This window comes from Bacillota bacterium (genome assembly GCA_036504675.1).
Taxonomy (GTDB): domain Bacteria; phylum Bacillota; class Sulfobacillia; order JAJYWN01; family JAJZPE01; genus DASXUT01.
Genome location: DASXUT010000147.1, coordinates 1 through 24,821 on the forward strand (window position 1 = coordinate 1; position 24,821 = coordinate 24,821).

At 66.3% G+C, this 24,821-nt stretch carries 30 protein-coding genes; all 30 read right to left on the reverse strand.

The genetic code is table 11. The features are described from left to right. A partial coding sequence (locus VGL40_10485; GenBank protein HEY3315685.1) for a flagellar cap protein FliD N-terminal domain-containing protein occupies window positions 1-655 on the reverse strand: 655 nt, incomplete at its 3' end. 63 nt (window positions 656-718) lie between these two features. Next, window positions 719-994: a flagellar protein FlaG gene (locus VGL40_10490; protein HEY3315686.1), complete on the reverse strand. Its 276-nt coding sequence runs from the start codon at window positions 992-994 to the stop codon at window positions 719-721. A gap of 211 nt (window positions 995-1,205) precedes the next feature. Further along, a complete protein-coding gene (locus VGL40_10495; GenBank protein HEY3315687.1) occupies window positions 1,206-2,540 on the reverse strand; it encodes a flagellin in 1,335 nt (444 codons plus the stop codon). Window positions 2,541-2,869: 329 nt separating this feature from the next. Next, entirely contained in the window at window positions 2,870-3,106 is a 237-nt protein-coding gene (gene csrA / locus VGL40_10500; protein ID HEY3315688.1) for a carbon storage regulator CsrA, read from the reverse strand. 99 nt (window positions 3,107-3,205) lie between these two features. Next, window positions 3,206-3,706 carry a flagellar assembly protein FliW gene (fliW, locus tag VGL40_10505; GenBank protein HEY3315689.1) on the reverse strand — a complete coding sequence of 167 codons (501 nt, stop codon included), beginning with the start codon at window positions 3,704-3,706 and terminating at the stop codon, window positions 3,206-3,208. A gap of 13 nt (window positions 3,707-3,719) precedes the next feature. Continuing rightward, window positions 3,720-4,625, reverse strand: coding sequence for a flagellar hook-associated protein FlgL (gene flgL / locus VGL40_10510; GenBank protein HEY3315690.1), 906 nt, complete (start codon window positions 4,623-4,625; stop codon window positions 3,720-3,722). A gap of 27 nt (window positions 4,626-4,652) precedes the next feature. Next, complete coding sequence (gene flgK, locus VGL40_10515; protein ID HEY3315691.1) at window positions 4,653-6,053, reverse strand: flagellar hook-associated protein FlgK; 1,401 nt, start codon at window positions 6,051-6,053, stop codon at window positions 4,653-4,655. A gap of 97 nt (window positions 6,054-6,150) precedes the next feature. Continuing rightward, the gene (locus VGL40_10520) at window positions 6,151-6,651 is read right to left on the reverse strand and encodes a flagellar protein FlgN (protein HEY3315692.1); all 501 of its coding nucleotides are present in this window, start codon (window positions 6,649-6,651) and stop codon (window positions 6,151-6,153) included. Between the two features lie 36 nt (window positions 6,652-6,687). Next, a complete protein-coding gene (gene flgM, locus VGL40_10525; GenBank protein HEY3315693.1) occupies window positions 6,688-7,005 on the reverse strand; it encodes a flagellar biosynthesis anti-sigma factor FlgM in 318 nt (105 codons plus the stop codon). Window positions 7,006-7,166: 161 nt separating this feature from the next. Then, on the reverse strand, window positions 7,167-7,574 hold the full coding sequence (locus VGL40_10530) for a MerR family transcriptional regulator (GenBank protein HEY3315694.1): 408 nt from the start codon (window positions 7,572-7,574) through the stop codon (window positions 7,167-7,169). A gap of 72 nt (window positions 7,575-7,646) precedes the next feature. After that, window positions 7,647-7,910, reverse strand: a complete 264-nt coding sequence (locus VGL40_10535) for a hypothetical protein (GenBank protein ID HEY3315695.1) — start codon at window positions 7,908-7,910, stop codon at window positions 7,647-7,649. 65 nt (window positions 7,911-7,975) lie between these two features. After that, window positions 7,976-8,833: a flagellar hook-basal body protein gene (locus VGL40_10540; GenBank protein HEY3315696.1), complete on the reverse strand. Its 858-nt coding sequence runs from the start codon at window positions 8,831-8,833 to the stop codon at window positions 7,976-7,978. Between the two features lie 93 nt (window positions 8,834-8,926). After that, on the reverse strand, window positions 8,927-9,688 hold the full coding sequence (gene flgF, locus VGL40_10545; protein ID HEY3315697.1) for a flagellar basal-body rod protein FlgF: 762 nt from the start codon (window positions 9,686-9,688) through the stop codon (window positions 8,927-8,929). Window positions 9,689-9,705: 17 nt separating this feature from the next. Beyond that, complete coding sequence (locus VGL40_10550) at window positions 9,706-10,134, reverse strand: hypothetical protein (protein HEY3315698.1); 429 nt, start codon at window positions 10,132-10,134, stop codon at window positions 9,706-9,708. 4 nt (window positions 10,135-10,138) lie between these two features. Beyond that, complete coding sequence (locus tag VGL40_10555) at window positions 10,139-10,645, reverse strand: hypothetical protein (GenBank protein HEY3315699.1); 507 nt, start codon at window positions 10,643-10,645, stop codon at window positions 10,139-10,141. A 25-nt stretch (window positions 10,646-10,670) separates the two neighbouring features. Continuing rightward, entirely contained in the window at window positions 10,671-11,018 is a 348-nt protein-coding gene (locus VGL40_10560; GenBank protein HEY3315700.1) for a hypothetical protein, read from the reverse strand. A 125-nt stretch (window positions 11,019-11,143) separates the two neighbouring features. After that, window positions 11,144-12,973 (reverse strand): FapA family protein, encoded by a 1,830-nt coding sequence (locus VGL40_10565; GenBank protein HEY3315701.1) that lies wholly within the window; start codon window positions 12,971-12,973, stop codon window positions 11,144-11,146. A 48-nt stretch (window positions 12,974-13,021) separates the two neighbouring features. Continuing rightward, complete coding sequence (locus VGL40_10570) at window positions 13,022-13,807, reverse strand: FliA/WhiG family RNA polymerase sigma factor (GenBank protein HEY3315702.1); 786 nt, start codon at window positions 13,805-13,807, stop codon at window positions 13,022-13,024. Beyond that, window positions 13,807-14,205 carry a hypothetical protein gene (locus VGL40_10575; GenBank protein HEY3315703.1) on the reverse strand — a complete coding sequence of 133 codons (399 nt, stop codon included), beginning with the start codon at window positions 14,203-14,205 and terminating at the stop codon, window positions 13,807-13,809. The genes VGL40_10570 and VGL40_10575 overlap by 1 nt, the downstream gene beginning before the upstream one ends. After that, window positions 14,206-14,892, reverse strand: coding sequence for a PilZ domain-containing protein (locus tag VGL40_10580; GenBank protein HEY3315704.1), 687 nt, complete (start codon window positions 14,890-14,892; stop codon window positions 14,206-14,208). It abuts the gene before it with no gap. Between the two features lie 86 nt (window positions 14,893-14,978). Continuing rightward, entirely contained in the window at window positions 14,979-15,878 is a 900-nt protein-coding gene (locus tag VGL40_10585) for a MinD/ParA family protein (protein ID HEY3315705.1), read from the reverse strand. After that, complete coding sequence (gene flhF, locus VGL40_10590) at window positions 15,871-17,124, reverse strand: flagellar biosynthesis protein FlhF (GenBank protein ID HEY3315706.1); 1,254 nt, start codon at window positions 17,122-17,124, stop codon at window positions 15,871-15,873. The genes VGL40_10585 and flhF overlap by 8 nt, the downstream gene beginning before the upstream one ends. Next, window positions 17,125-19,194 (reverse strand): flagellar biosynthesis protein FlhA, encoded by a 2,070-nt coding sequence (gene flhA / locus VGL40_10595; GenBank protein ID HEY3315707.1) that lies wholly within the window; start codon window positions 19,192-19,194, stop codon window positions 17,125-17,127. It lies immediately after the preceding gene. 62 nt (window positions 19,195-19,256) lie between these two features. Continuing rightward, a complete protein-coding gene (gene flhB, locus VGL40_10600) occupies window positions 19,257-20,324 on the reverse strand; it encodes a flagellar biosynthesis protein FlhB (GenBank protein ID HEY3315708.1) in 1,068 nt (355 codons plus the stop codon). 36 nt (window positions 20,325-20,360) lie between these two features. Beyond that, window positions 20,361-21,152 carry a flagellar biosynthetic protein FliR gene (gene fliR, locus VGL40_10605; protein HEY3315709.1) on the reverse strand — a complete coding sequence of 264 codons (792 nt, stop codon included), beginning with the start codon at window positions 21,150-21,152 and terminating at the stop codon, window positions 20,361-20,363. 3 nt (window positions 21,153-21,155) lie between these two features. After that, a complete protein-coding gene (gene fliQ, locus VGL40_10610; protein ID HEY3315710.1) occupies window positions 21,156-21,425 on the reverse strand; it encodes a flagellar biosynthesis protein FliQ in 270 nt (89 codons plus the stop codon). An 18-nt stretch (window positions 21,426-21,443) separates the two neighbouring features. Then, entirely contained in the window at window positions 21,444-22,265 is an 822-nt protein-coding gene (fliP, locus tag VGL40_10615; GenBank protein ID HEY3315711.1) for a flagellar type III secretion system pore protein FliP, read from the reverse strand. After that, window positions 22,262-22,714 (reverse strand): flagellar biosynthetic protein FliO, encoded by a 453-nt coding sequence (gene fliO, locus VGL40_10620; GenBank protein ID HEY3315712.1) that lies wholly within the window; start codon window positions 22,712-22,714, stop codon window positions 22,262-22,264. Before fliO ends, fliP begins: the two co-directional genes overlap by 4 nt. Then, complete coding sequence (gene fliY / locus VGL40_10625; GenBank protein HEY3315713.1) at window positions 22,711-23,829, reverse strand: flagellar motor switch phosphatase FliY; 1,119 nt, start codon at window positions 23,827-23,829, stop codon at window positions 22,711-22,713. Before fliY ends, fliO begins: the two co-directional genes overlap by 4 nt. Beyond that, window positions 23,822-24,811 (reverse strand): flagellar motor switch protein FliM, encoded by a 990-nt coding sequence (gene fliM / locus VGL40_10630; protein HEY3315714.1) that lies wholly within the window; start codon window positions 24,809-24,811, stop codon window positions 23,822-23,824. The genes fliY and fliM overlap by 8 nt, the downstream gene beginning before the upstream one ends. Between the last annotated feature and the right edge of the window lie 10 nt (window positions 24,812-24,821).

Here is a 24,821-nt window from a genome sequence, read left to right on the forward strand (position 1 = left end):
TTCCATTGATCGTGATCACCGCGTCCTGGGCGGCCTGGATCGTGTTGGCCACGCCGCCGGCCAGGATCCCCAGGTTGGTGAGAGCCGAGTTGTTGTCAACGAAGCTGATCTCCGTGGCGCCCGTTAGCTGCCTGGTCAGGACGAGCTTGTAGTTGGTGGCGTCGACCTGGATGACCGAGGCCTGGACCCCGATGTCGGGGGTGGCGTTGATCTTGTCGCGGATGGAGTTGAGGGTGTCGGTGGTGGCGATGGTCACCGTCTTGCCGTTGATGGTCGGGGTCCCCGACACCCCCCGACCCGTGTTGGGGTCGGCGTACGGGCCCGAGGCCACCACGTGGGCCTGGGCCAGCTGCCCGACTTTGAGGGCGTAATTGCCGACGGCGGTCGTGGTGGCCGCGGTGGCCGTGGCGATGGTGGCGTCGCTGGAGCTAACGGTCTTGCTATAGAAGGTATAGGTTTGCTTCAGGTCATAGGCCCGGCTCTGCAGGGTGTAGAGCCGGGTGTTGACATCCCGCCAAGCGTCCGCCTGTAACTGCAGCTTGGTCTTCTTGGCCTGAAGATCGAGGACCGGCTTCCGCTCGAGGGCCATGAGCTGACTGACCAGCGCGTCGGGGTCGAGACCGGAGACAAGTCCGCCGATGCTGATACCGGCCATACCTCGCACCACCCTCTGCCGGTCGGGGTGACCGGGCGTTCGCGGCGTCGTCGCGGCGCCGGTTCAAACCTTCTCGTTCAGGAACAGGCCGATCATCTCACGGATACGGGCCTCGGCGTCGAGAATCTCCCGTGGAGGGATCTCCTTGATCACCTCGCCGGTCGATCCGTTGAGCACCTGGACCATCAGCCGGCCCGAGCCGTCGTGGAGGACGAAGCTAACCCTCTCGTCGGCGGCGAAGGCGGCGCGATTGATGGTTTCCAGAGACCGCTCGATCTCCGCCCGGGTGAACTCCCGCTGGGCTTCCTGTTCGAGAGCCTCAACCGGTTGAGACCTCATGCCGGGGGGGATCTCCGCGGGCTGGACGGCACGGGCCACGAAAGGAGCGGGCTCTTTTATGGCTAGAGGATGGATTCTCCCGATTGACATCTTTATCACCATCCCGGTGTTCCCTGGGGGGAAGTCCCCGCCTGCCCGAGGCATGGGGGCCGGCCGGCGTTAACCGACCGGCCCCCACCCCGTAGCCCACTAAGGGGGTTGGTTGCTTCGTTTACCGCAGCAGTTGGAGGACCGACTGCGGCTTGGTGTTGGCCTGAGCCATCATGGCCGTGCCGGCCTGCATCAGGATCTGGCTCCGGGTGAACTTGGCCATTTCCTGAGCCATGTCGACGTCGCGGATGCGCGACTCGGCGGCGGTCATGTTTTCTGAGGCGGTCCCCAGGTTGGCGATGGTGTATTCAAGGCGGTTCTGAACGGCACCGATCTTGGACCGTTCGGACGAGACCTTGGTCACGCCCGCGTCGATGGTCGCCAGGGCCGAAGCGGCCAAGTCCTTGGTCGTCACGTTCAGGCCGGTGACCCCGATGGCCGTGGCCGTGACGCTGTTGATCGACACCGATACCGTCTGATCCTTGTTGGCCCCGATCTGGAGGACCAGGGCGTTGGACGCGCCGACGGTGATGTCGACCGGGCCGGCCGCGTTAAGGTCGAAGGCCAGACCCTTGGCGTTCCCCGAGGTGACGGTGACGCGGTTGCCGAGGGCCATATAGGTGGCACCGGCGAGGGTGACGGTGGCGTCCGTACCGGTGGCGGTGGCGGTGACCCCGGCCAGAGTTCCGGTCGCGGTCGCCGTGAACTTGGCGGTCGAGCCCACGGCGAGACTGGAGAAGGTGATCCCCGCGCCTGCCGTGAAGGTCGCTTTGACCCCGGTGACGTTGGACTTATAGTTGACCGCGTCGAGGACGTTCTGGACCGTGTTGGCGGTGGTGAAGTTGAAAGTCTCGCCGTTGATGGTGATGGTGCTGGCCGCACTGAGGAGGGTTGACGCGGCGGCGAAGGTGGCCGTGGTCACCGTGGAGGCGGCGGTGGCCACGGTCGAGGCGGTTATGCTATAGGTACCGGCGACGGTGTCGCCCGTCGCCTCGAGGGCGCCGACGTTGGCGTTGGTGGCGGTCACGGTGATGCCGGCCCCGCCGTTCAGCAGTTTCTTCGTGTTGAACTCGGTGGTTGTGGCGATCCGGTCGATTTCCGAAGTCAACTGGTCGAATTCCTTCTGGATCTCCTGCCGGTCGCTGCTGGTCAGGGTGTCGCTGGCGGCCTGCACGGCCAGTTCCCGCATACGCTGCAGGATGCCGTGGGACTCGTTGAGGGCACCTTCTGCCGTCTGGATCAAGCTGATGGCGTCCTGGGCGTTCCGCTGGGCCTGGTTGATGCCGCGGATCTGGGCCCGCATCTTCTCGGAAATCGCGAGCCCGGCGGCGTCGTCGGCGGCCCGGTTGATCCGGACACCGCTGGACAGACGTTCCAGAGACTTGTTCAAGGTCTCATCCGTCCGGGTCAGGTTCCGCCACGCGTTCAACGCGGCGATGTTCTGGTTGATCCTCATTCTCAGTCATCCTCCCTGATGGGTTTTGGGCTTCCTTGCCCGTCTTATTCGTCCCCCCGCGACCCCGTCGGCCTACGGTCTTGCACGCCCGGCCGGACGCGCGCTCGGCCGTGAATCCTGGTGGTCCGGGGCGGAAAACCGCCTTTGGGGCTTTCCATTCTCTATATCGAAAGAAAGGGAGCAATCCTTTAGAGATTGCTCCCTCGCATTCGCTTTTGTTCCCGGCCCACGGCCGGTTCCATTTCGCTACCTAGCTCATTCGGGCTGGAGATTTCACGTCCGCGCTCGATCAACCGCTTTATCAACGCCGGCCCCTGCTCTGGCCCCGGCTATCGGCGGCCCTTCCTGACCAGCTCGGTCAACTGGCCGAGGTCGTCCACCCGGGCCCTGGCCGCGGCCAGGTTCTCCCGCTGGATCTCCTCGTAGACCTCCCGGCGGTGGACGCTGACGTGACTCGGAGCGACGATCCCCAGCTTGACCTGATCCCCCTTGACGTCGACCACGGTCACCTCGATGTCGTCTCCGATGATGATGCTCTCCTTGAGCTTCCTGGTCAGGACCAGCATCTATTTAGCCCTCCCTGGCCCACCCTCTCGACCGCCGTCGCTTCTCGCCGGTCGGCCCACCATGTCCATTCCCGCTTGGCCGTCGGCGGGCGCCGGCTCTCACTTCGAGCCGGCGGCCGAGAGAAGCGGCTGATCCTCGACCCGGCCGGCCCTGGTCGGGCGGCGCTTCGGCGCGGTCCCGCCGATGATCCGGTGCTTGAGCCCGTATCCCTTGGTGTTGACGATGACCTGCTTGGCCCGGCGGGTCTCGGGGTTGACGGCCAGCGGAGCCTTCAGGTTGGCGGTCATCTCCCGCGGGTCGTCGGGAATGACGACGATGGCGAAGACGGCCGCCTCCGCAGGTTTATGGAGCTCGAGGGACCGCCGGTCATCTTCGGCCAGTTCCAGGCGGTAACTCGGGAAGAAATCGTAGGGGCTGACGATGACGAAGGCCAATTGGGGGTCCTCGGCCGCCTGCAACCACATGAACGGGGCGCCTTCGTCCGGTTGCAGGAGGACGAACTGATGGAGCCCTTCAAAACCCGGTAGTCCTTCGTCAAAGGTTAGAATTCTTCCTTCATCTATCTCCAATTGCCCGAACCGCTGGGTGTTGAGAAGCATCGCCCTACCCCCTCTATCTGAGGAAATCCACCAGGGTCGTCTTGATCAGTTGGGCCGTGGTGGCCAGGGTCGTGGTCCTGGCGTTTTCCAGGATCTTCAGGTTCATCGTCGCTTCAATGACGTCGACGCCCTCTTCCTTTTCAAGCAGGTCGGTAAAGTTGACCTTGGCGTCGAGGAGCCGGTCCTTGGTCTGATCGAGCCGGGCGACCCGCGAACCGACCTCGGACAGCTGGGCGAGGACGTTGTCGTGGAGCGCGTTGAGGTCCGCGGAAAGGTGTCCGGAAAGGTCAGCGACGTTCCCCGTCCTGATGTCGGCCCGTAGGTCGGTGAGGGTATCGAAGATCCCGGGGGCTCCGGGAAGGCCCGGCGGCGGGCCGAAGACGGCCTCGCCGGGGAGGTTGATCGGCATCCTCTGCCCGAAACCGATCTCCCGCATGATCTGCTTGTCATCACCGTTGTAGGTGACCGCCGCCCCGCCCGACGTGTAAGGCTTGGTGAGGGTCTTCCAGCCGCCGAAGAGGTAGCGATTGCCGTACATCATGTTGGCCTGCTGGAGCATCTGGTTGTACATCTCATCGGCCTGCTTGGCCAGGGCTTCGCGGGCCCCCTGCGGCAGGGCCCCATTGGAGGCACTGATCGCCAGGGCCTGGGCATCGGAGATGATCTGCTCCACGCCGTTCAGAGCCGTCTCGGTAGTTTGCAGCCAGCCCTGACCGTCCTCGATGTTCCGACTGTATTGTTCGGCTTCCAGCAGCGCGGTCTTGAGGTGAAGGATCTTAATCGCGCTGTTCGGGTCATCCGAGGGCACGTTGACCCTCTTCCCGCTGGACATCTGCCGCGCATAGCGGTCGGCCTTGGCGGCGTTCTCGGATAGATTGAAGAGGATGTTCCGGGACAACTGGCTGGTGGTTATCCTCACCGCTCACTCACCTCACTGTCCAATCGGCTACACGCGGCCGAGCTGGTTGATCAGGGTGTCGAGCATCTCGTCGACGACCGTCATCAACTTCGCCGCGGCTTGGTAGGCGTGCTGGTATTTCATCATGTTGACCATCTCTTCGTCGAGGGAGACCCCCGAGAGTGAATCCCGCTGATTGGCGATCTGTTTGGCCAGAAGGGCCTGGCCCTCGGCGATCCGGGTGGTCTCCCGGGTGTCCAGGCCGACCTGGCCGATGATGGCCCGGAAGTAGTCGTCGGGGCTGGCGCCGCCGAGGGCCGGCGTGGCCGTGCTCTTGACCGCGGCCAAGAGGAGGGCGTTGGCGCCGTCACCGGGACTGTTGGCCGCCGAGGCGGCGGCGATGTTGTTCGAGGTCAGGGCCGGGTTGACGGCGATGTCGCCGGCGTTGTTCAGGCCACTCGACCCGACGAAGAAGTCCAGACCGGTGGCGTTGGCCGGGGGGAGCCCGAAGCCGCCCTGGTGGACCGCGTTGATCTGGGTGATCATCGTGTTCGCGGCGGTGTTCAGCTTGCTCACGTAATCAGCGACGGCCTTGTCCCGCGTGTCGATGAGGCCCCGGAGCTCGCCGCCCCGAACCTCGACCGGCGTGCCCGTCGAGCTCCAGGTGAGGGCGGCATAGTTGCTGTTCAAGGGGTCGTTGGCGACGCTGATCGCCTGGAAACCGTAGGGGCTGGCCAGGGCCACCCCGTTGAGGAAGACCGAGACCGTCCCGTTATTCTCGGGCAGGATGCTGATGTCGGCGTAACGGGAGAGCTTCTCGAGGAGGGAGTCCCTCCGGTCCAGCAGGTCGTTGGGCTTGTCGTTGACCGCCGCGACGTTGGCGATCTGCTGATTGACCTGTGAGATTTCTTTGGCGATGTCGTTGATCTCGAGGACCCGGGCCCTAACCACACTATCGATGTTTGCCCGCAGATCCTGCAGCTGGCGGTGGGTCGTCCGGAAGGCCAGGGCCAGGGTCTCCCCGGCTTGCTTGACCGCCGACCGGACCGAGGGCGACTCGGGGTTGTTGGCCAGGACCTGCAACGACTGCCAGAAGGCGTCGACGACGCTGTGGAGACCCGACTCGGAAGGCTCGTTGAAGATGATCTCGACTTCCTGAAGGGCGTCCCGCCTGGACTCCATCTCCCCGACCAGGGTCTGGACGCCTCTGGCCTGCGAGTCGAGGAAGGCGTCGCGGACCCTGACGATGTCGGAGACAGAAACGCCCGTACCCACCTGCCCCGCCCCCACTGAACGGGAGAGCGTCGGCACGGTGTACGGGTCGGTCGGGGAGAAGGCCAGGACCTGCCGGGAATAGCCCGGCGTGTTGGCGTTGGCGATGTTGTGGGCGGTCACCTGGAGGGCGATCTGCTGGGCCTCCAGCGCCCGACGGGCTGTTTCCAAACCCATGAACGAAGACCTCATCCGTGAGCACCTACCCTTCGGGACCATCCGTGTCCCGGGATGGAAGGCCGTCAGCGGCCTTCCCCTGATGGTTGTCCGCCGGTCAGACCTGGCGGTCGATCTTCAACGCCCCTCCGTCGACGTTGCGCCCGCCGTCGGGGCCGTAGGCCGCGCCGCCCGGTTTGGCCTTGGCCAGCAGGTTGATGGTCAGTTTGACCTGATTCATGGCCTGCTCGATGAGGCGACCATTGATCTGGTTGCCTTCGGCCAGTTCGGTCACGGCCTTCAGGATCTCGTCGTGCTGCTCGCGGAGTCTCTCGCCGCTCGCGCCGCCGATGATCTCGATCAGTCGGCCCAGCGTCCGCTCACCTTCACTGAGGTGAAGCTCGTCGGCGAGTTCAGTGGCCGCCATCTGCCGGGTCTCCTCGACCCGACCGGCCTGCCAGAGAAGGGATTCCTCGGCCCTTATGATTCCGGGGAGGGCTTCAAGGTCGCCCTCCACCAGCGCTTTCTGCTTCTTCGAAGACAGTTCCACCAGGACCCGGTAGACCTCGGCCTCCTGGTCGAGGACCTCGGTCATCCGTCCCACCTGCGTCTGAATCAACCCGCCCACCTTCCTTGGCTTTGCGACCGTCCAGACTCAGCGCACGCGATCGCCCAGGATCCGGCCGAGGAGCTTTTCGGCGATGTCTTCCGCCTTGGGCTTGTAGGTGCCCTCGGCGACCTGCTTCTTGAGCTCCTCCACCCGCTCCTGACGAACTTCAGGCAGCTTGGCCACGGCTTCCTTGACCTTGCGGACTTCCCTGGCTTGATCCGAGACGATGACCTTGTCCACCGGGCCGCTCGCTTTGTCCTTGGCGACCTCTCTCTTGGCCACGGTCTCGTTCCCGAGCTTCTCCGGTGCCCGCTGCGAATAGGTCTGCAGTAGGTCGTGGATCTGTTTCTGGGAGATCTTCATCCCGGAACCCTCCTTAAATCAGCCCAAACCCAGGTTACCCTTCCACCCGAAGTATCGTGCGGGAGACAGTCGCTTTGTTTACGCCGGTTCCGGTCGGGATGACCGGCCTGCCCCGGCTGAATGCAATCAATGGGGCACTTCCTCGGCCGAGCGGCCAGAAGCTACTTCTTACTCTTCTTTATGAGATCGGCGGTGTGCATCCGGTCCTGATCGCCCCGATCGAGACGGTCGCCCGGCCCCTCCAGATGCAGCTCCTTGCGGAGGTCCCCGGCGCACTCGGAGCAGAAGCGACCGGCGATGATCGGCTTGCCGCAGCGTTCACACTGGATCCAGGAGACTTCTTGGGCGGCGACGATCCGGCCCTCGCGGAGGAACTTCAGAATCCGCTCGGGCTTGACCCCCGTGGCCTCACTGGTCTCCTCGAGACCGGCGCGGGGGTTGTCCTTCAGGAAGGCCCGCAGGGTGTCGTACTCCTTCTCGTCCTCGGCCAGGCAGACTGGGCATAGGTTCTTGCCCGAGTAGGTGAATAGGTTGCCGCACCTCGGGCAGTTCCTCAGCTCCATCGGCATCGTCAAACCCCCCGTCCATCCTCGTTTCATCCCGGTCCCGATCTCGATGGAGGGACCGCTCACGGCCCAGGGCTAGACCGACTGAGCCCAGCCGCTCTTGAGGAACTGGTAGAGGCTGTCGCCCAAGCCGAGCCCGCCGGCCTTGGCCAGCTCGTCGGCGAAGGTCGCCGACGGGTCGGCCGCGGTGACTCCAGGCTTGAAGACATTAGCCTGCTTAAGCAGAGCCGACAGGAAGAACGACTCGAACTCCCGGCAGAGGCCTCTCAGCTGGGCGTCGGCCCGCTGCCCTTCAGCCGTTTCCTTCGGTGCGGCCCGGTCGACGGCTGAATTCGCCATTCCCGTCCCGGATACCTTGCCGGATGTCCCAATCATCAAAGCGTTCACGGACGCACCTCGCTCACTCAGCGCTTGAGCCCGTTGGCGATGGCCATCAGGGTATCCGCGTTCTGGACGATCTTGGCCCCCATCTCGTAGGCCCGCTGGGCCTGCATCAACCCAACCATCTCGTCGATGAGGGAGACGTTTGAGGCCTCCAGGTACTCCTGGCGGACCTTGGTCGGGGTGGTGACCGTTCCGCCGCTGCCGCCGGCCCCGCCGGCGCCCGTGCCCGTCTCGGCGGCCGCCGGGCCGGAGGCTTCCGTCGCCTGGTAGAGGTTCTGGCCCATGGCCTCCAGCCCGCCGGGGTTGCCGAAGCGGAAGAGACTGATCCGCCCGAAGTTGCTGGGCTGGGCTTGGCCACTGACGGTGGCGGTGATCGTCCCGTCCCGGGCGACGGACAGATCCTTGGCCCCGACCGGCAGCCGGGTGCCGCCCTCGATGACCACGCTCTCACCGGCGCTGGTGACCAGGTTGCCGGCGGCGTCGAAGGTAAAGTGCCCGTCCCGGGTGTAGAGGGTCTCCCCGGACGATGTGCGGATGCCGAAGAACCCATCGCCGTCGAGACCCAGGTCGGTCTCCACCCCGGTGGACTGGAGGAGCCCCGCGGTCTGCAGCCGCTCGACCCCGATGGCCCGGGTGCCGGCCCCGACCTTTAGGGTGGCCGGCCCGAAGGGGACGGCCTGGGCCCCCTGGGGCGGGGCCTGGGTGCCCAGGTTGCTCCCCGGCCACTCGGGGACGGTCACGTAGACCAGCTCTTGGAAGTTGACCCGGCCACGCTTATAGCCGGTGGTGTTGACATTGGCCAGGTTGTTGGAGATGGTGTCGACCTTGAGTTGCTGGGCCGACATGGCCGCCGACCCGAGCCACAGGGAATTGATCACGCGCCTCGCCTCCTTGAGTCATTGGGCGCCTCGGTCGTTCAGCGCCCGGAGGCCTCCGCCCTCACGGGCGGTCCGGCCTCGGTCGCGGCGGCTCTAGAACTTGGCGATCTCGTTGACCGCCCGGTCGAGGGTCTCGTCCTGGGCCTGGATCGCCCGCTGACTGGCTTCATAGCTGCGGACCAGGGCGATCATCTCGGTGATGGCCTCGATCGGGTTGACGTTGGCCATCTCCAGGTAGCCCTGGCGGACCTTGGGAGAGGCCAGCGGCGTGGGCACGGCCCCGGCCCCATTCGGACCGGAGGCGACCACGAAGAGGGTCTGGCCGCGCTTCTCAAGGACCCGCCGGTCCTGGAAGTCGACCACTCGCAACTTGTCGACGGCCTGCCCGTCAACGGTCACCGAGCCATCCTCGGCGATCTTGACGTCCGTCCCGTTGACCTTGATCGGCCCCCGCTCGCCGAGGATCGGCAACCCATCGGCAGTCACCAGGGTCCCGTCGCTCTGCCGGGAGAAGTGGCCCTGGCGGGTGTAGGCCTCACCGCCCTGGTTCTGGACGACGAAGAAGCCGTCCTCCCCGAGGGCCAAATCGAGCGGGATGGTCGTCTCCTGGATCGTCCCCGGCAGGAAGGATACCCGTTGCTCGACGACCTGCGCCCCGGCCCCGGCCGGGCCGATGACCGCCGGCCGCCGTCCGGCCTCGAGCCGGTTCAGGAGCATCGTCGGGAAGGTCCCCACCGACAACTTGTCCTGACGGTAGCCGACCGTGCCCAGGTTGGCCAGGTTGTTGGCCAGGACGTCGTTGCGTTCAAGCTCGGTCAGCATCCCTGAAGCTGAAGTGTAAATCCCTCTGATCACTGCGACCTGCCTCCTTCTCACCACCCGCCGCCCTTGACCATGGCGGCGACGATGACCTCGAGCTTCTCGTCGGGTACGAAACGGTAGACCCCCGGCTTGAGGTCCATGTCGACCTTCATCTCTCTGGCCTTGTCGGCGAAGGCCCGCCCGTCGGCGACCACCCCACCCCGCTCGAGGACCTGGCCGATGAGGTCGGCCGGCATCCGCTCGGGGATGACCACAACGACCTCCTGGACCACCGGGGGCGGCGTCGCTTCGGGAGGCGGTTCGGACTGCGGCGCCTCGGGCAAGGTCACCTCCTGTGGGTAGACCATCCCGAGCCCGCGGGCCATTGCCTCGACTTCGGCCGCGGCGGGCTTCTCGGGGAAAATGGTCATGGCCAACCCGGCCAGGACCAACCCCAGACCCAAGCCCACCACCAGTACGGCCCGGCTGCTACCCGGCATGACCTCACCTCGCCTTACGGAGCCCCAGGATCAGTTGGACCTCACCCTTGGTCAGCTTCACCTTGGCGGCGATGTCCCCGAGGTCGAAACCCTGATCGGCCAGCCGGTAGACGATGGCGAAGCGGCCCTGGAGGGCGGTTTCCTGGTCGGACCGCAAGTCGGCCGGGGTGGCCCGGACGGCGTCCCCCCCGAGGGCGGCCGGGACGGCCGGGATCTCGCGGAAGGGGTTGGCCGGTGAAGGCTCCGGCCACGGGCGGCGGACGGCCGCCAGTCGCTCTTCGGTCTTCTCCAGGAGCAGCCGCAACTCGTCGCTGCGCCGGTCGATCTCGCCGACGGCCTTCTCGGCCGCCTCGACGAACTGGGCGGTCAGGTCGTTCCGGAGGGCGCCGCCCCCCGGCGTGAGGCGGACGCCGCGCCGAGCCTCGACGGACCTGACGGCCCCGAACCAGGCCGCCCCGGTCAGGGCCAGGAGCCCACCGGCCGAAAGGACGATGTCCTTTAGCTTCAGCATGGTAGGGTCCCCCGCATCCGGCTCATCAGATGGTGATGTCGAGCTTTTTCCCCCGCCCCGGTCCCGGCCCGGGGCGCTTCCCGCCTCCGGCGCCGGCTTTGGCCTCGGCCTCGCCCGGCCCGGCTTCGCCCTCGCGGCCGTCCCGGGCCTCGCCCTCCCGACCCTTCCGGCCGCGGGCGTCCGGGTCGACCCGCGAGTCGCGGGCCTGGGGGCTGGCCGTGACCTGCTGCTGCCGGCGTTCCACGCGGTGCTGGAACTGGGTGGCGAACTGGACCTGGCGGCTCTGGGGATCGTTGTCCTGGACCTGTTTGACCTTGGCCACTTCGGTTGATTTCGGAAGGACCGTCTGGATGTCCACCGGTCTCAGCGACAATGCCATCACCTTCCCCGCGGCCGGTCTCGGTCATCCCATCGGCGGCCGGCCCCGCCCCGGTTAGTCCGCCGCCCCGGAGGGCCGGGACCGCCCGACCGACCATGGGGCTGGTTTAAACCCTCGGATCAGTTGTAGACGCCGATCGCTATCTCGCCGTGTTCGGCGAGGTAAAGACTGCAGCGGACGACCGGATCGGTGACCAGCATGGTCGCATGGCCGATGGTCACCCGGACGCCCGGGTAGATGACCTCCAGGGCCCGGACCCGACCGCGTTGCCGCTGCTCGAGGGACTTCTCGATCTCGTACTTCCGGTTCTGCAGTTCCTCCCGCCGGCCGGTCAGCTGGAACTGGTTGCGGGTCAGCTTCAACAGGAGGGCTCGCTTGTCGGTGGGTAGCTCGGCCTTCTCCTGCATGTCCTTGAGCATCTTGATGGCCTGCTGGGTGCGGACGAGGTCGGTCTCGGTGTCCTTCAGGACGTTGTGGGTGGCCACCAGCTCCTGGTAGAGGATGGGGTCGACGCCGACTTCGAGGTCGGTCGAGGTGGCGAAGGTCGAACCAATGACCTTGGCGGCCACCTCCTCGAGGGCCTTGATCGACCCTCCGACGATGAGCCCTTTCTTGCCGCCGACGACGACCCGGCGGCGGGCGCTGATCGACGAGTGCATGATCGCCTCGCCGGCCTGGACGTCGCCGCCCGCGGTGACCTCGGCGCTCTCGATGAACTTGACGCTGACCGTCCCGCCGGCGGTGATCCGCCCCTTGCCGCGGCCCTGGATCCCGCCTTTGACGACGACGTTCCGGCCGGCCTCGATGACCGCGCTGTCGACGTGACCCTCGATGGTCACGTCGTTCCCGGACTTGACCGAGAATCCGGCGGCGACGCTCCCTCTGATGACGACACTCCCGACGAAATCGATGTTGCCGGTGGAGAAGTCGACGTCGCCCTTGACCTCGTAGATCGGGAAGACCGACAACCGCCCGTTCTGGGCCAGGACGACCTGGCCGTTCTGGGTGGCGACCACCTTGTTGCCGTTCTCGACGAGTTCGGTGTTGGTCCCGGCCAGGATGCTCACGGGTCGCCCCGGCTTGGCCTTGATCGGCTCTCCGGTGATCGTCTGGCCGGCTTCCCCCTCGGTCGGCGGGAAGCGGGTCGCCAGGACCTGCCCGGTGACCACGTTCTCGACCATGGACAGGTTGTAGAAGTCGACCCGCCCGTCTTCCATCTCCGCCGGCCGCCCGGCCTGCCTGTCGGCCATGAGGCCGTACTCGATCCGCCCGTTCTCGCCGTTCTTCGGCGGCCGACCCTCGGCGACGATGATCGGCCTCCGCGGCGAATCGAGGTTGATCGCCTGCTTGACGGCGTCCTCCTTGACCCCGGCCCGGACGCCGGCCTCCGCCAGCAGCCGCATGGCGTCGTCGAAGCTCACCTTGCGGCCCCCGCTGGGCGGGTGGATGATCAGCTCGGCCCGCATCTTGTCCCTGGACACGGCGACCTCGGCCTTGCCGTCGACGACCACGTCGGGCTGTGGCGCGGCGACCCTGACCGACTGCGAGGTCTGGGCCTGGACGGCCTCCTCGACCGCCTTGACGTCGACTCCCCGAATCCTGGCGTCGGCCAGGCCCCGGGTCACCCCCTCGAGGGTGCACTGGCGGCCGCTCCCGGTGGGCGGGTTGACCACCAGGTGGACCCCGTCCTCACGACTGAGAATGAGCCAGGTGCCGTCCTTGGAGGAGGGCGCGTCGGCCCCTTCACCGGATTCGTCGACCGGCTTCTTCTTCGCCGTCCGCGGGGTGATCCTCAGGCGGTAGCGACGTTCGGCGTCTTCGGCGGCCGGGCGTTTCTCGATGACCTCGACCTCGATGTCCTTGGGCCCGATCCCCAGGGCGGCGCAGGCCTTGCTGACGCCGTCCTGAAGAGAGCGGGCATCGATCTCCATCGAATCGGGCTTGTCCATGGTGGCAGCCAACCTTCCCGTCGAGACATGATGGGGCCCGCGCGGCCGTCAGGGAACCAAGCGTTGTTTCAGCCGGCTCAGGCGGCCCCTGAGCCGGAGGATGGCCTTCGAGTGGAGCTGGGAGATGCGGGATTGGGAGAGGTTCATGATCTGGCTGATCTCCTTGGCCGTCAATCCTTCGTAGTAGTAGAGGGCGGCGACCAGGCGTTCTTTTTCCGGCAGGCGGTCGATGGCCTCGGCCAGGAGGGCCTTCTTCTCCTCGAAGATGACGAAAGCCACCGGGTCGGGGGAGTTCTCATCGACGATGGTGTCCATCGGCCGGACCAGGCCGTCGCCGGAACCCTCGTTGGGCCATAGGTCGTCCAGGGAGAGGAGGGAGAGGCTCGAGACCTCGCTCAGGCGGTCTTGGAGGCCACCCAGGCTGATCCCGAGGTGCCCGGCCACTTCCTCGTCGCTGACCGACCGCCCCAGCCTGGCCTCCAAGTCTCCATAGGCCCGTTCGAGCTCCCTGGCCTTCTGCCGGAGAGAGTGGGGCGCCCAGTCGAAGGCCCGCAGGCCGTCGAGGATGGCCCCCTTGATTCGGGCGATGGCGTAGGTCTCGAACTTGACCCCGCGCTCGTGGTCGAACTTCTCGATCGCGTCGATCAGCCCGAAGATACCGTAGCTGATGAGGTCGTCCAGTTCGACGTTGGGCGGCATGCCCATGGCCAACCGGCCGGCGATGTACTTGACCAGCGAGGCATAGTTGAGGATCAGTTCCTCCCTGGCCTTCAGGTCCTTGCCCTTCTTATAGAGGGTCCAGAGCTTCTCCCGGTCGTCGGCGACGGCTGCCATCAGCCGGCCACCTCCTTACCCGTTCCAGCGTTGAGCATCTCTGCGGCGGAAGTCCCGGGGAGGACGACGTCCAGTCGCCCGCCCTTCTTGCCCTCGGTCCCCCCGTCGGTCCGGCCCGATTGGGCTCCTCCCGGCGGGGCCTGACCCGAGGGGATCTGACCGGCCTCGCCCTCACCGGCGGCCGCGGCCGCCTTCCGCGGCCGGCCCGGTTCGAGGAGTTCCGGCACCAGGTAGGTGACGGCCGAGGCGACGGCCTTGGTGAACAGGGCGAAGAGGACGAAGGCCAGACCGGCCCGGAGGAGCATCTCGTCCTCGGTCGTCCCGGCGCCTCGGGCCAGGGCGGCCGACAGGAGCGCCGCGACCAACCCACCCAGCAGGGCGATACGGCCGGTGGCCACTCAGATGAGCCCCCTTCGTCTGAGCCTCCGCTGTTCTTCGAAGATGAAGCTGATGATGGTGTCCATCTCTCGTTCGTTGACATCGAGGAACTTGACCCCCGTCCAGTGCTCGACGATCCGGCCCTTCTCCTCAGACTTGATGATCCGGACGATCTCCCCCATCAGGTTGATCGTCTCCCTCGGCCGGAGCTGGATCTCCATGTCGACCAGGGTGCCCGATTCGAGCTTCTGGTCGATGACCAGCATCGACCCACCGCCGGAGAGGTCCCGCGTCCGCCCCCTGAAAACGGTCATGTTCTGCTGGGCCGATAGCTCCGGGTTGGGATCGTTGGGGTGGGCCAGGATCGTGTAGAGGATCGGGAGACTGGCATCCAACCGCACGTGGGTGCGGCGCTGCATCCGCTGGGTGACCTCGGGCTTGGTGATCACCCAGAGGGCGATGACCCCCGATTCGAGCTTCAGAAGCTCAGACTCGAACGAGTAGACCGCCGACTCGCCCGTCCAGTCCACCTTGAGCAGGGTCCCGGCGGGCGCCGCCAGGGCTACCCCCTGGGTGATCGGGGCGGCGATGACGAAGCCCTCGGCCCGCTCGTCGACGAATTGAGAGCTGTACCTGCCGGCCAGCGTGCCGGCGAGGACCTCGACACTCAGTCGCTGATTGACGCTTGGTGCTCGGTCGAAAGCCACCCTCCTGAACCCTCCTTACAGGACGCTTTCTGGTCTGCGGTGTTTCTTGATGTCTTCGACGCCCTACCGGTCTCGGGGGCCGCTCGTCACGACGCCGGGCCGCTCGAGAAGCTGCGGACGAGGCGGCTGAAGAAGCCCTTGATGCCCTTTACTTCAGCCGTCGTGGCGACCGGCGCCCCGACGAGCTTGTCGGCCAGTTTCTTAAGGCAGCGGGAGGCCGCCGTCCCCGGGTAGGCGAGGATGAACGGCTGCTGGCTCTTGACCGCCCGGGTGACGTTGGGGTCCTCCAGGATGTAGCCGAAGACGTCCAGGTTGATCCCGAGGAAACGCTGGCAGACCTTGACCAGCCGGCTCTTGGCCCCGTGGAACTCCTCCTCGTCGCCGACCCGGTTGACGAGGAGCTTGGGGCGGGCCGCCGGGCTCTTCTTGATGATGGCCTTGATCGTCACGTAGGCGTCGGTGAGGGCCGTCGGTTCGGGGTTGGTGACCACGATGACCTCGTCGGCGGCGAGGACGAAGGACAGCACGTTCTTGGACAGGCCGGCCCCGGTGTCGAGGAGGATCACGTCGGCCATCTCCTCCATCGCCTCCAGGCTGGTCAGGAAGCGCGATAGGCGGGGGTTGTTGAGGCTGATGAGCTCCTGGAAGCCGGACCCGCCGGCGATCAGCCGGACCCCGGCCGGCCCCTCGACGGCCACTTCGGCGATGGACTTCTCGCCCTTCAGCACCTGGGACAGGGTGAACTGGGGGGTGACCCCGAGGACCACGTCGGCGTTGGCCAGACCGAGGTCGGTGTCGATGATCAGGACCCGTTTCCCCGCCTGGGAGAGGGCGATGCCGAGGTTGGTGGTGACGTTGGTCTTCCCCACCCCACCCTTGCCGCTGGTGACGGCAATGACCCGGGCCCGTTGCAGGCTCCCCCGTTCCTTGGCTTCCTGCTTGATCTTGTCGGCCAGCAGGCGCAGGCGTTCGGCTTGATCAACCATTGTCGGACCCCCTCGTCAGGAGCCGGGTCAGCTTGGTCAGGCTGGCGAGTTCGATGTCCTCGGGGACGCTCTGTCCGGTGGTGAAGTAGGAGATCCCCTTCTGGGTGGCCGCGGCCAGGTTGAGGACGATCCCGTAGGTCGACGTCTCGTCGAGCTTGGTGAAGAGGAGCCGGTCGAACCCGGCGTAGCCGTAGTTCTTGACGATGTCCATGGCGTCGCGGTACTTGGTGGTGGCCGAGATGACCAGGTAGGTCTCGTCCGGCCGGGCGGCCGCCAGGAAGCCCTTGATCTCGGACATCTGCATCACGTTGCGGTGGCTGCGGCCGGCCGTGTCGATCAGGATGAGGTCCCGCTTGGCCTGGCGCAGGATGGCTTCCTTCAGTTCCTGCGGGGAGAAGACCACTTCCACCGGCACGCCGATGATCTGCCCGTAGGTCTTCAACTGCTCGACGGCGGCGATCCGGTAGGTGTCGCAAGTGATCAGGGCGACATCCTTCTTCTCCAGGAGGGAGTAGTTGGCGGCCAGCTTGGCGATGGTCGTCGTCTTGCCGACCCCGGTCGGTCCCAGGAAGGCGCAGATCCGGCGCCCGCCGCGAAGGTCGATGGGACGCGGTTCGCCGACCATCTCCCGGATCAGTTCGGCCAGGCGGGCGTCGAGGTCCCCGGTGCCGATCTCGCTCGGCGGCGACAGGCGCAGGGCGATCTCGTGGGCCAGTCGCGGGTTGACCTCCTGGGCACAAAGGGTGTCGTGGAGGCCCTTGACCCGCTCGGGGTAGTCGGGCGCGGCCGCCGGCTGCTCCATCTGGCGGAGCATCGTGGCCAGGATGTCCTTCATCTTGGCCAGTTCGTGCTCGAGGGTCGAGGCATCCTCGGCCGGGTCATGCTCGGCCACGGCCAGGCTGCCCACGACGGCGTGAGTCTCGGCCGGAGCGGCGACGGACACGGTCTCCGCCCCGGGAGCTTTCTTCTTGCGCGGGGCCCGCGGCGTCGAGGACTTCGGCTTGGCCTTCTCGCCGGCCGCCCGGGCCGGCCGGGCCGGCTTCGGTCCCGGCGGGGTCGCCGGTCGTAGCTCAGGCTCGTCGTCGATGGCCGCGGTGACCTCGACGAAGCCGGGCGAGAAGAGACCCATCAGACCGCCGGGTTTGACCCGCTTGGTCTGGAGGATGATCGCCTCCGGGCCCATCTCCCGCTTGACCAGGGCCATCGCTTCGGCAAGGGTGTTGGCCTGATACTTACGGACCTTCACTTAGACGTTCACCGTCCCCACGGACTCCACTTCCACCCCGGAGTCCAGTTCGTTGTACGACAGCACGGTCAGCTTCGGGAGGGTCTTCTCGATCAGGCGGCGGAAGTAGAGCCTGACGATGGGGGAACAGAGGACTATCGTTTGCCGCCCGAGGGCGGTCAGTTTTTCCAGTTGGGTCCGCAGGGAGGCGTGGATCCGCTGGATCGTCTCGGGGTCGAGGGCCAGGTAGGTCCCCTGCTCGGTGCGCTGGACCGAGCGGAGGATGGCCTGCTCGAGCTCGGGATCGAGGGTGACGACCTCGGCCCGCCCCTTGTCCAGCCCGTGCTGGCGGGTGATCGTCCGGTATAGGGCCTGCCGGGCATACTCGGTCAGGAGGTCGGGGTCCTTGGTCGACCTGGCGTGGTCGGCCAGGGCTTCGGCGATGGACACCAGGTCGCGCACGGAGACTCCCTCGCGGAGCAGGTTTTGGAGGATCTTCTGGACCTCGCCCAGGGTCATCAGGCTCGGGATGAGCTCGTCGATGACCGCCGGATGGTGCTGCTTGACCGCCTCGACCAGGGTCTGGACCTCCTGCCGGCCGAGTAGATCGGGGGCGTGGCCGCGGACCACCTCGGTCAGGTGGGTGGCCAGGACGGAGGCCGGGTCGACGACGGTGTAGCCGAGGACCTCGGCTCGCTCCCGCTGCTCCTCGCTGATCCACAGGGCCGGTAGCCCGAAGGCCGGCTCTTGGGTATGGAGGCCGTCGATCTCCTCTTCGACGATCCCCGGGTTCATCGCCAGGTACCGCCCGAGGAGCAGTTCTCCCTGGGCCACCTGGACCCCGCGCAGCTTGATGACGTAGTTGTTGGGGCGGAGCTGCATGTTGTCCATGATCCGGATGGGCGGGACGACCAGCCCCAGTTCCATCGCCATCTGGCGGCGGATCGCCCCGACCCGCTCGGCCAGGTCACCGTTCTGGGTCGGGTCGGCCAGGGTGATCAGGCCGTAACCGAGCTCAAGCTCGAGCGGATCGATCTGGAGGAGGCTGAGGACGTTCTCCGGGCGCCGCTCGGTCTCGGCCGCCTCGACCTTGGCCTTGTCCTCGGCCTCCTCGGCGTCGACCTTGATCGCCCGCTGCATGTAAGCGCCAAGGCCGCCGGTCAGGCCGGCCAGGACGAAGAAGGGGATCTTCGGCAACCCGGGCACCAGGCCCAGGAGGGCCAGGAACCCGCCGGCGATCTGGAGGACCCGCGGCTGGCTGAGGAGTTGGGCCACCAGGTCCTGGCCCATGGCCCCTTCGGAGGCGGCCCGGGTGACGATCATGCCGGTGGCGGTCGAGATGAGGAGGGCCGGGATCTGGGTGATCAGCCCCTCGCCGACGGTCAGCAAGGTGTACTGGCTGAGCGCCTCGTTGATGGTCATCCCCCGCTGGACCATGCCGATGATGAAGCCGCCGAGGATGTCGATGACGATGATCAGGATCCCGGCGATGGCGTCGCCGCGGACGAACTTGGACGCGCCGTCCATCGCCCCGTAGAAGTCGGCCTCCCGCTCGATGGCCTGGCGGCGGGCCCGGGCTTCCTTGTCGTTGATGATTCCGGCGTTGAGGTCGGCGTCGATGCTCATCTGCTTGCCGGGCATGGCGTCCAAGGTGAACCTGGCGGCCACCTCGGCGACGCGCTCGGCGCCCTTGGTGATGACGATGAACTGGATGATGACGATGATCATGAAGACGATGAACCCGACGACGGGGTTGCCCCCGACGACGAAGTTGCCGAAGGTCCGGATGACCTCCCCGGCATAGCCGTCGAGGAGGACCAGCCGGGCCGAGGTGACGTTGAGGGACAGCCGGAAGAGGGTCGTCACCAGGAGCAGCGAGGGGAAGATCGAGAACTGCAAGGGCTCGGCCGTGTACATGGTGACCAGGACGATGACCAGGGAGAAGGTCAGGTTGAACGAGAGGAGCAGGTCCAGGAGGGCCGTCGGCAGGGGAACGACCATCATGACGATCATGGCGATGACCGCCACGGCCACGAAGACGTCGCTGTACTTGAAGATCCTGGCGGTCAGGGTTCCGCTGCGAACCGGCATCGGGGTTCTCCTTCCGTGGATGACCAGATATCCCTTCCGTGGGCGGGGCGCGGGGCCGGCGGCTAGATCTTTCCCTTGAGCTTATAGACGAAGGCCAGCACCTCGGCGACGGCTTGGTAGAGTTTCTCGGGAATGGACTCGCCGATCTCGACCGTCTTGTAGAGGGCCTGGGCCAGTGGCCGATTCTCGACGATGGTGACCTTGGCCGTCTGGGCGATCTCCTTGATCCGGAGGGCGATGTAGCCCTGCCCTTTGGCCAGCACCACCGGGGCTTTCATCTTCATCGCGTCGTACTTGAGGGCGATGGCGTAGTGAGTCGGGTTGGTCACGACCACGTCGGCCTTGGGCACCTGGGCCATCATCCGGCGGCGCATGATCGCCCGCATCCGCTCCTTGATCCGGGCCTTGACCTCCGGCCGTCCCTCGGTCTCCTTGGTCTCCTCGATAATCTCCTGGCGGGTCATCCGCAGGCCCTGCTCGTATTCCCAGAATTGGTAGAACCAGTCGAGCCCGGCCATCACCAGGAGCATCACCCCGGCCCGGATGGCCGCCGTGTAGGTGACCGAACCGACCCACTTGATCGACTCGAGCAGTCCCTGGTCAAGCAACCGGGGCAGTTCCCTGGTCTCGCGGAGGACCGTCGAGTAGGTCACCCAGCCGATGATCCCCATCTTCAGGAGGGTCTTCCCCAACTCGACCCAGGAGCGCCGGGAGAACATCCGGGTGAAACCCTGGATCGGGTTCAGGTGGGAGAAGTCGGGGGTCAGGCCCCGCCCGTTGAGGAGCAGCCCCACCTGGGCCACGTTGATCCCGACCCCGGTGACGAAGGCCACCGCCAGGACCGGGATGACGACGCGGACGGCGGTCAGCCCGGCCGCGGTCAAGAGGTTGCGGATGTCAAGGGGCGTCAGGTCTCCGGCGGGCAACCTGGACAGGCTCTCCCCGAGGTAGCTCCCGACCGAGCGGCCCATCGCCGGGGCGGCCAGGCGGAGGGCGGCGAAAGTGGCCAGCAGGATGACCGCCGAGCCCAGTTCGACGCTGCGGAAGACCTGCCCCCGCTCGCGGGCCTGTTGCCGTCGTCTCGGAGTGGCCGGGAAGTTGCGTTCCTGGGCGAACAGCTGGAGGTTCAGGCCTGTCTCACCACCTTCGGGCCGGCTTCACCCCGGTCACCGCAGAGCCCCGATGATCCTGAAGAAGCTCGAGTACATCTGACCCAGGGCCGAGTCGAGGGCGAAGACGTAGACCGGGAGGATCACCGCCAGGAGGGCGGTCCCGATGACCGCCTTGAGGGGCAGCCCGACGACGAAGACGTTGATCTGGGGCACCGTCCGGGCGATGAGACCGAGAGCGACGGTGGTCAGGAAGAGCCCGGACAGGACCGGCACGGCCAGCTTCACGGCGATGGCGAACATCTGGGCGAAGAGGTCGACGAGGCCGGAGACGAGGCCCTGCCCGAGGGCCCCGGCGAAAGGCCCGGCGGCGGCCAGCGGAAGGGCGCGATAGCTCTGGGCGAGGCCCATGAACACCCAGTAGTGACCGTTGACCGTTAGGAAGAAGAGCAGTCCGAGAAGGTACTGGAAGTTGCCGATGAGCGGCGACTCGATGTTGAGGTGCGGGTCGACCACGTTGACGATGGAGAAGCCCATGTCGAGGTCGAGGATCTGTCCGGCCACTTGGACCCCCACCAGGACCAGCAGGGAGGCGTACCCGATGGCCAGCCCAATGACCAGTTCGCCGAGGAGGACCACGGTGTAGCCGGCCAGGTTGTCCGAGCCGACCGCGGTCAGGGGGATCGTCGGCAGGAGGAGCAGGGAGGTCAAGAGGGAGAGGGCGACCCGGACCGACATCGGGATGAACTTACTGCCCAAGAACGGGGTGACGGCGAAGATGCCGCTCACCCGGGCCAGGATCAGCAGGTAGAGGTCGATCCGGTCGACCAACAGCTGGCCGAGGTCCACGGCCTAGCGGATGACCGCCGGGAGGCCCTCGAGCAGCTTGACGGTGAAGTCGGTGAGGACCCTGAGCATCCACGGGCCGAAGACGACCAGGGACACGGCCACCGCCGCGATCTTCGGGGCGAAGCTCAGGGTCTGCTCGTTGATCTGGGTGGTCGCCTGAAAGATGCTGACCACCAGGCCGACCAGGAGACCGATCCCGATGAGTGGGGCGCCGACGAGGAGGGTCGTGGTCATCGCCTGCCGGCCGAGGTCCATGATGAACTGTTCAGTCATGGGGGCGGTTCACCTCTATCAGTGGAAACTCAGAATCAGCGATCGGACCACCAGGTGCCACCCGTCGACGAGGACGAAGAGGATGATCTTGAAGGGCAGCGAGATCATCATCGGCGGGAGCATCAGCATGCCCATGGACATCAGGGTGGAGGCGACGATCATGTCGATGACGATGAACGGGATGAAGATGACGAAGCCCATCTGAAAGGCCGTCTTCAGCTCGCTGATGGCGAAGGCCGGGATGAGGGCGATGGTCGAGGCATCCTCGGGCCGGTCGGGGGGCTTCTCCCCGGAGAACTCGATGAACATCGCCAGGTCCTTGGTCCGGGTGTGGTCCAGCATGAACTGGCGGAGCGGGACGAGGGCCTTGTCGAGGGCCTCCTGCTGGCTGATCTGCCCGGCCAGGTAGGGCTGAAGGGCGGTCTGGTTGATCTGGCCGAAGATGGGGGCCATGATGAAGAAGGTCAGGAAGAGGGCCAGACCCACGAGGACTTGATTAGGCGGCATCTGCTGGGTGGCCAGGGCGCTGCGGACGAAGGATAGAACGATGACGATCCGGGTGAAGCTGGTCATCAGGATGAGGATCCCGGGGGCCAGTGACAGGATCGTCAGGAGGAGCAGGATCTGCAGGCTGGTGGCCACCTGGCCGGGGTTCTGGGCCGTCCCCAGGCTGACGTTCAGGCTGGGCAGGCCGGCGCTGCCGGCGGCCGGCGCGGCCAGGGCCGCTTCGGTCCCGCCGACCAGGTAGACCCCGAGGATGACGAGGGTCGCCAGGCCGAACCAGAAGGGGCGGCTTCTGGCGAAGATGGACTTCCGGCGGGCGGTCGAGTGCTCGCTCATCGGTCTTCGTCGCTCTCCCCACCGGCCTTGCGCGTCCCAAGGGTCCTCAGCCGTTCGATCCGCCGCTGCATCTCCTCGGCGAAGGTGGCCGCGGCGCCCTGGGGCTTGCGGAAGGCCGTCACGGTCGACTCTTCGACCGGGACCTCCTCGCCCCCCTCGGCCAGGAGGCGGGTCGCCTCCGGTCCGGTGAAGGTGGTCAGCACGTTCATCTGACCCTCGGACAGCCCCACCAGGAGCACTCGGCCGGCCAGCTCGACCAGGTAGAGCCCGGCCTTCTGGCCGAGCGGGACGCCCTCGACGACGTGGAGGAACTTCCCGCCGCGGGTCGCCCCCAGCCGCTTGCCGACCAACCGGGAGGTCGCGTAGACCAGCCCGATGACCAGGGCGAAGAAAAAGAGGAACTGGATGACCTGCCAGACCAGATTGAGCGAACCAGTTTCGCCGTTCACCTGAGGTTTTGCACCCTTTCGACCTGGCTGATGACGTCGGTGATCCGGATGCCGAAGTTCTCGTTGATGATAACGACCTCGCCCTTGGCGATCAGCCGTCCGTTGACCAGCACGTCGAGGGGCTCTCCGGCCAACTTCTCGAGCTCGATGACGGCCCCGGTCCCGAGGGCCAGGACCTGCCGGACCTGCATCTTCGTCCGCCCGAGTTCGACCGTGAGGTGGAGGGGGACGTCCAGGATCAGGTCCAGGTTCTGCGACTCGGCGTTACGCGCCGAGGGCTTGAGGGCTTCGAACGTCGCCGGCTGGACCTGGACCCGGCTTGCGCCCCCGACGACGCGGGTCGTGGCCTTCTGGGCGGAAGCCGGCCGCTGGGCCGGGCCGCCCGGCGCCTTGGCCTTGACCGGCTGGGCCTCGGGAGCCGGCGCGTCGGCCTCGGCGTCTTCCGAGGTCTCCGCTCCCTGGCGGGCGGTCAGCGACTTGAGCAGGGCCTGGGAGAGCTCGGCCGGGTATAAGTAGCGGACGTCGCCCTCGACCATGTCCGGCAGGTTGAGCTTGCCGGCGAGGTCGACAAAGACGTGGTCCGGATCGAAGTCGCCGAAATAGGTCACCTCTTCCTGGACCGTGGCCGCCTTGATGGCTCCGACGGTGAGCTTGAGCTTCTCCCCGAGGGCCTGGCCGAGGGCGTCGGCCGTGGCGTCCAGGCCGTGCTGGCAGGCCTCCTTGAGGGTGCCCAGCTGGGTTTCGTTGAGGTCGGCCGGAGGGTTGGAGCCGTCGCCGCCGAGGAGGATGTCGCAAAAGACCGTGGCCAGGCCACCGTCCATGGCCATCAGGGCCTGCCCGGTCACCGCGCCCTCGTAGAGGACGGTCAGGCAGACGGCCCCGGGGGCGATCTTCTTCTCGACGATGCTCCGCCGACTGACGGCGATCTCCGGCCGCTCGGACTCGATTTCCCGGTTGGTCAGGGCCGCGAAGGCCCCGACGGACGACTCGATGCCGAGGTTGCTCAGCTCGATGAGGGCCTCCTTCTCGGTGTCCGAGAAGTGCTCGCCGCCGGTGTCCTCAACCGTCTTCAGCAGCGCGTCGATCTCGCCCTGCGACAGGATATCCTTACTCATAGTCGTCCTCCTCGCCGCCGATCAGGGCGGTCACGCTGAGAGCCATCCGGCGGCCGATCTGCCCGGGCCGTCCCTTGAACTTCATCCGGCTGCCGACATAACCCCGGAGATCGCCGGTCATCGGGTTGTCGAGCTGGATGACGTCCCCGGGCTGGAGGCCCAGGAGGTCCCGGACGCTGATCATCGTCGAGCCGAGTTCCACACTGACCGGAATCATCGCGTCCTCGAGCCGCTTCTTGAGGACCTCCGGGCTGGCCTGGGCCACCTTGCGCTGGCTGGTCGAAAACCAGTGCTGGGCCGACAGCTTCGGGAGGACCGGCTCGATGACCAGGAAGGGCAGGCAGAAGTTGATGCTTCCGACGGCCTCGCCCAGCTTGACCGAGAAGGTGATCAGCACGGCCATCTCGGCCGACCCGACGACCTGGGCGAAGAGTGGGTTCGATTCGATCGTCTCGAGCTTCGGCTTTAACTCGATGATGTTCTTCCAGGCTTCCTTGAGGGTGTCGAGGAACTGGACGAAAATCCTCTCCATGACAATGACCTCGATCTCCGTCAGGGCCCGCGGGCTTTCGCTGGTCTGCCCCGCCCCTCCGAAGAGCCGGTCGATCATGGGGAAGGCGATCGAGTGGCTGATGTCGAGGACCGCGTTGCCCGGCAGGGGGGCCAGGCTGACGATGGCCACGATGGCCGGGTTCTTCAGTGCCCGGACATACTCGCCGTAGGTCAACTGGTCGACCGAGGCGATGTTGACCTGGACCATCGTCCGGAAGTGGGCCGAGAACGTGGTCGTCAGGAGCCGGGCAAAGTTGTCGTGGAGCATCTGGAGGGTGCGGATCTGGTCCTTCGAGAACTTGTCCGGCCGCCGGAAGTCGTAAATCCGGACCGGGCGGTCCTCCTTCTTCTTCTCGTCGGGCTCGACGCCTCCGGTCGATAGGGAGGCGATGAGCGAGTCGATTTCTTTTTGAGTGAGGATTTCCGACACGTTCGTCCCT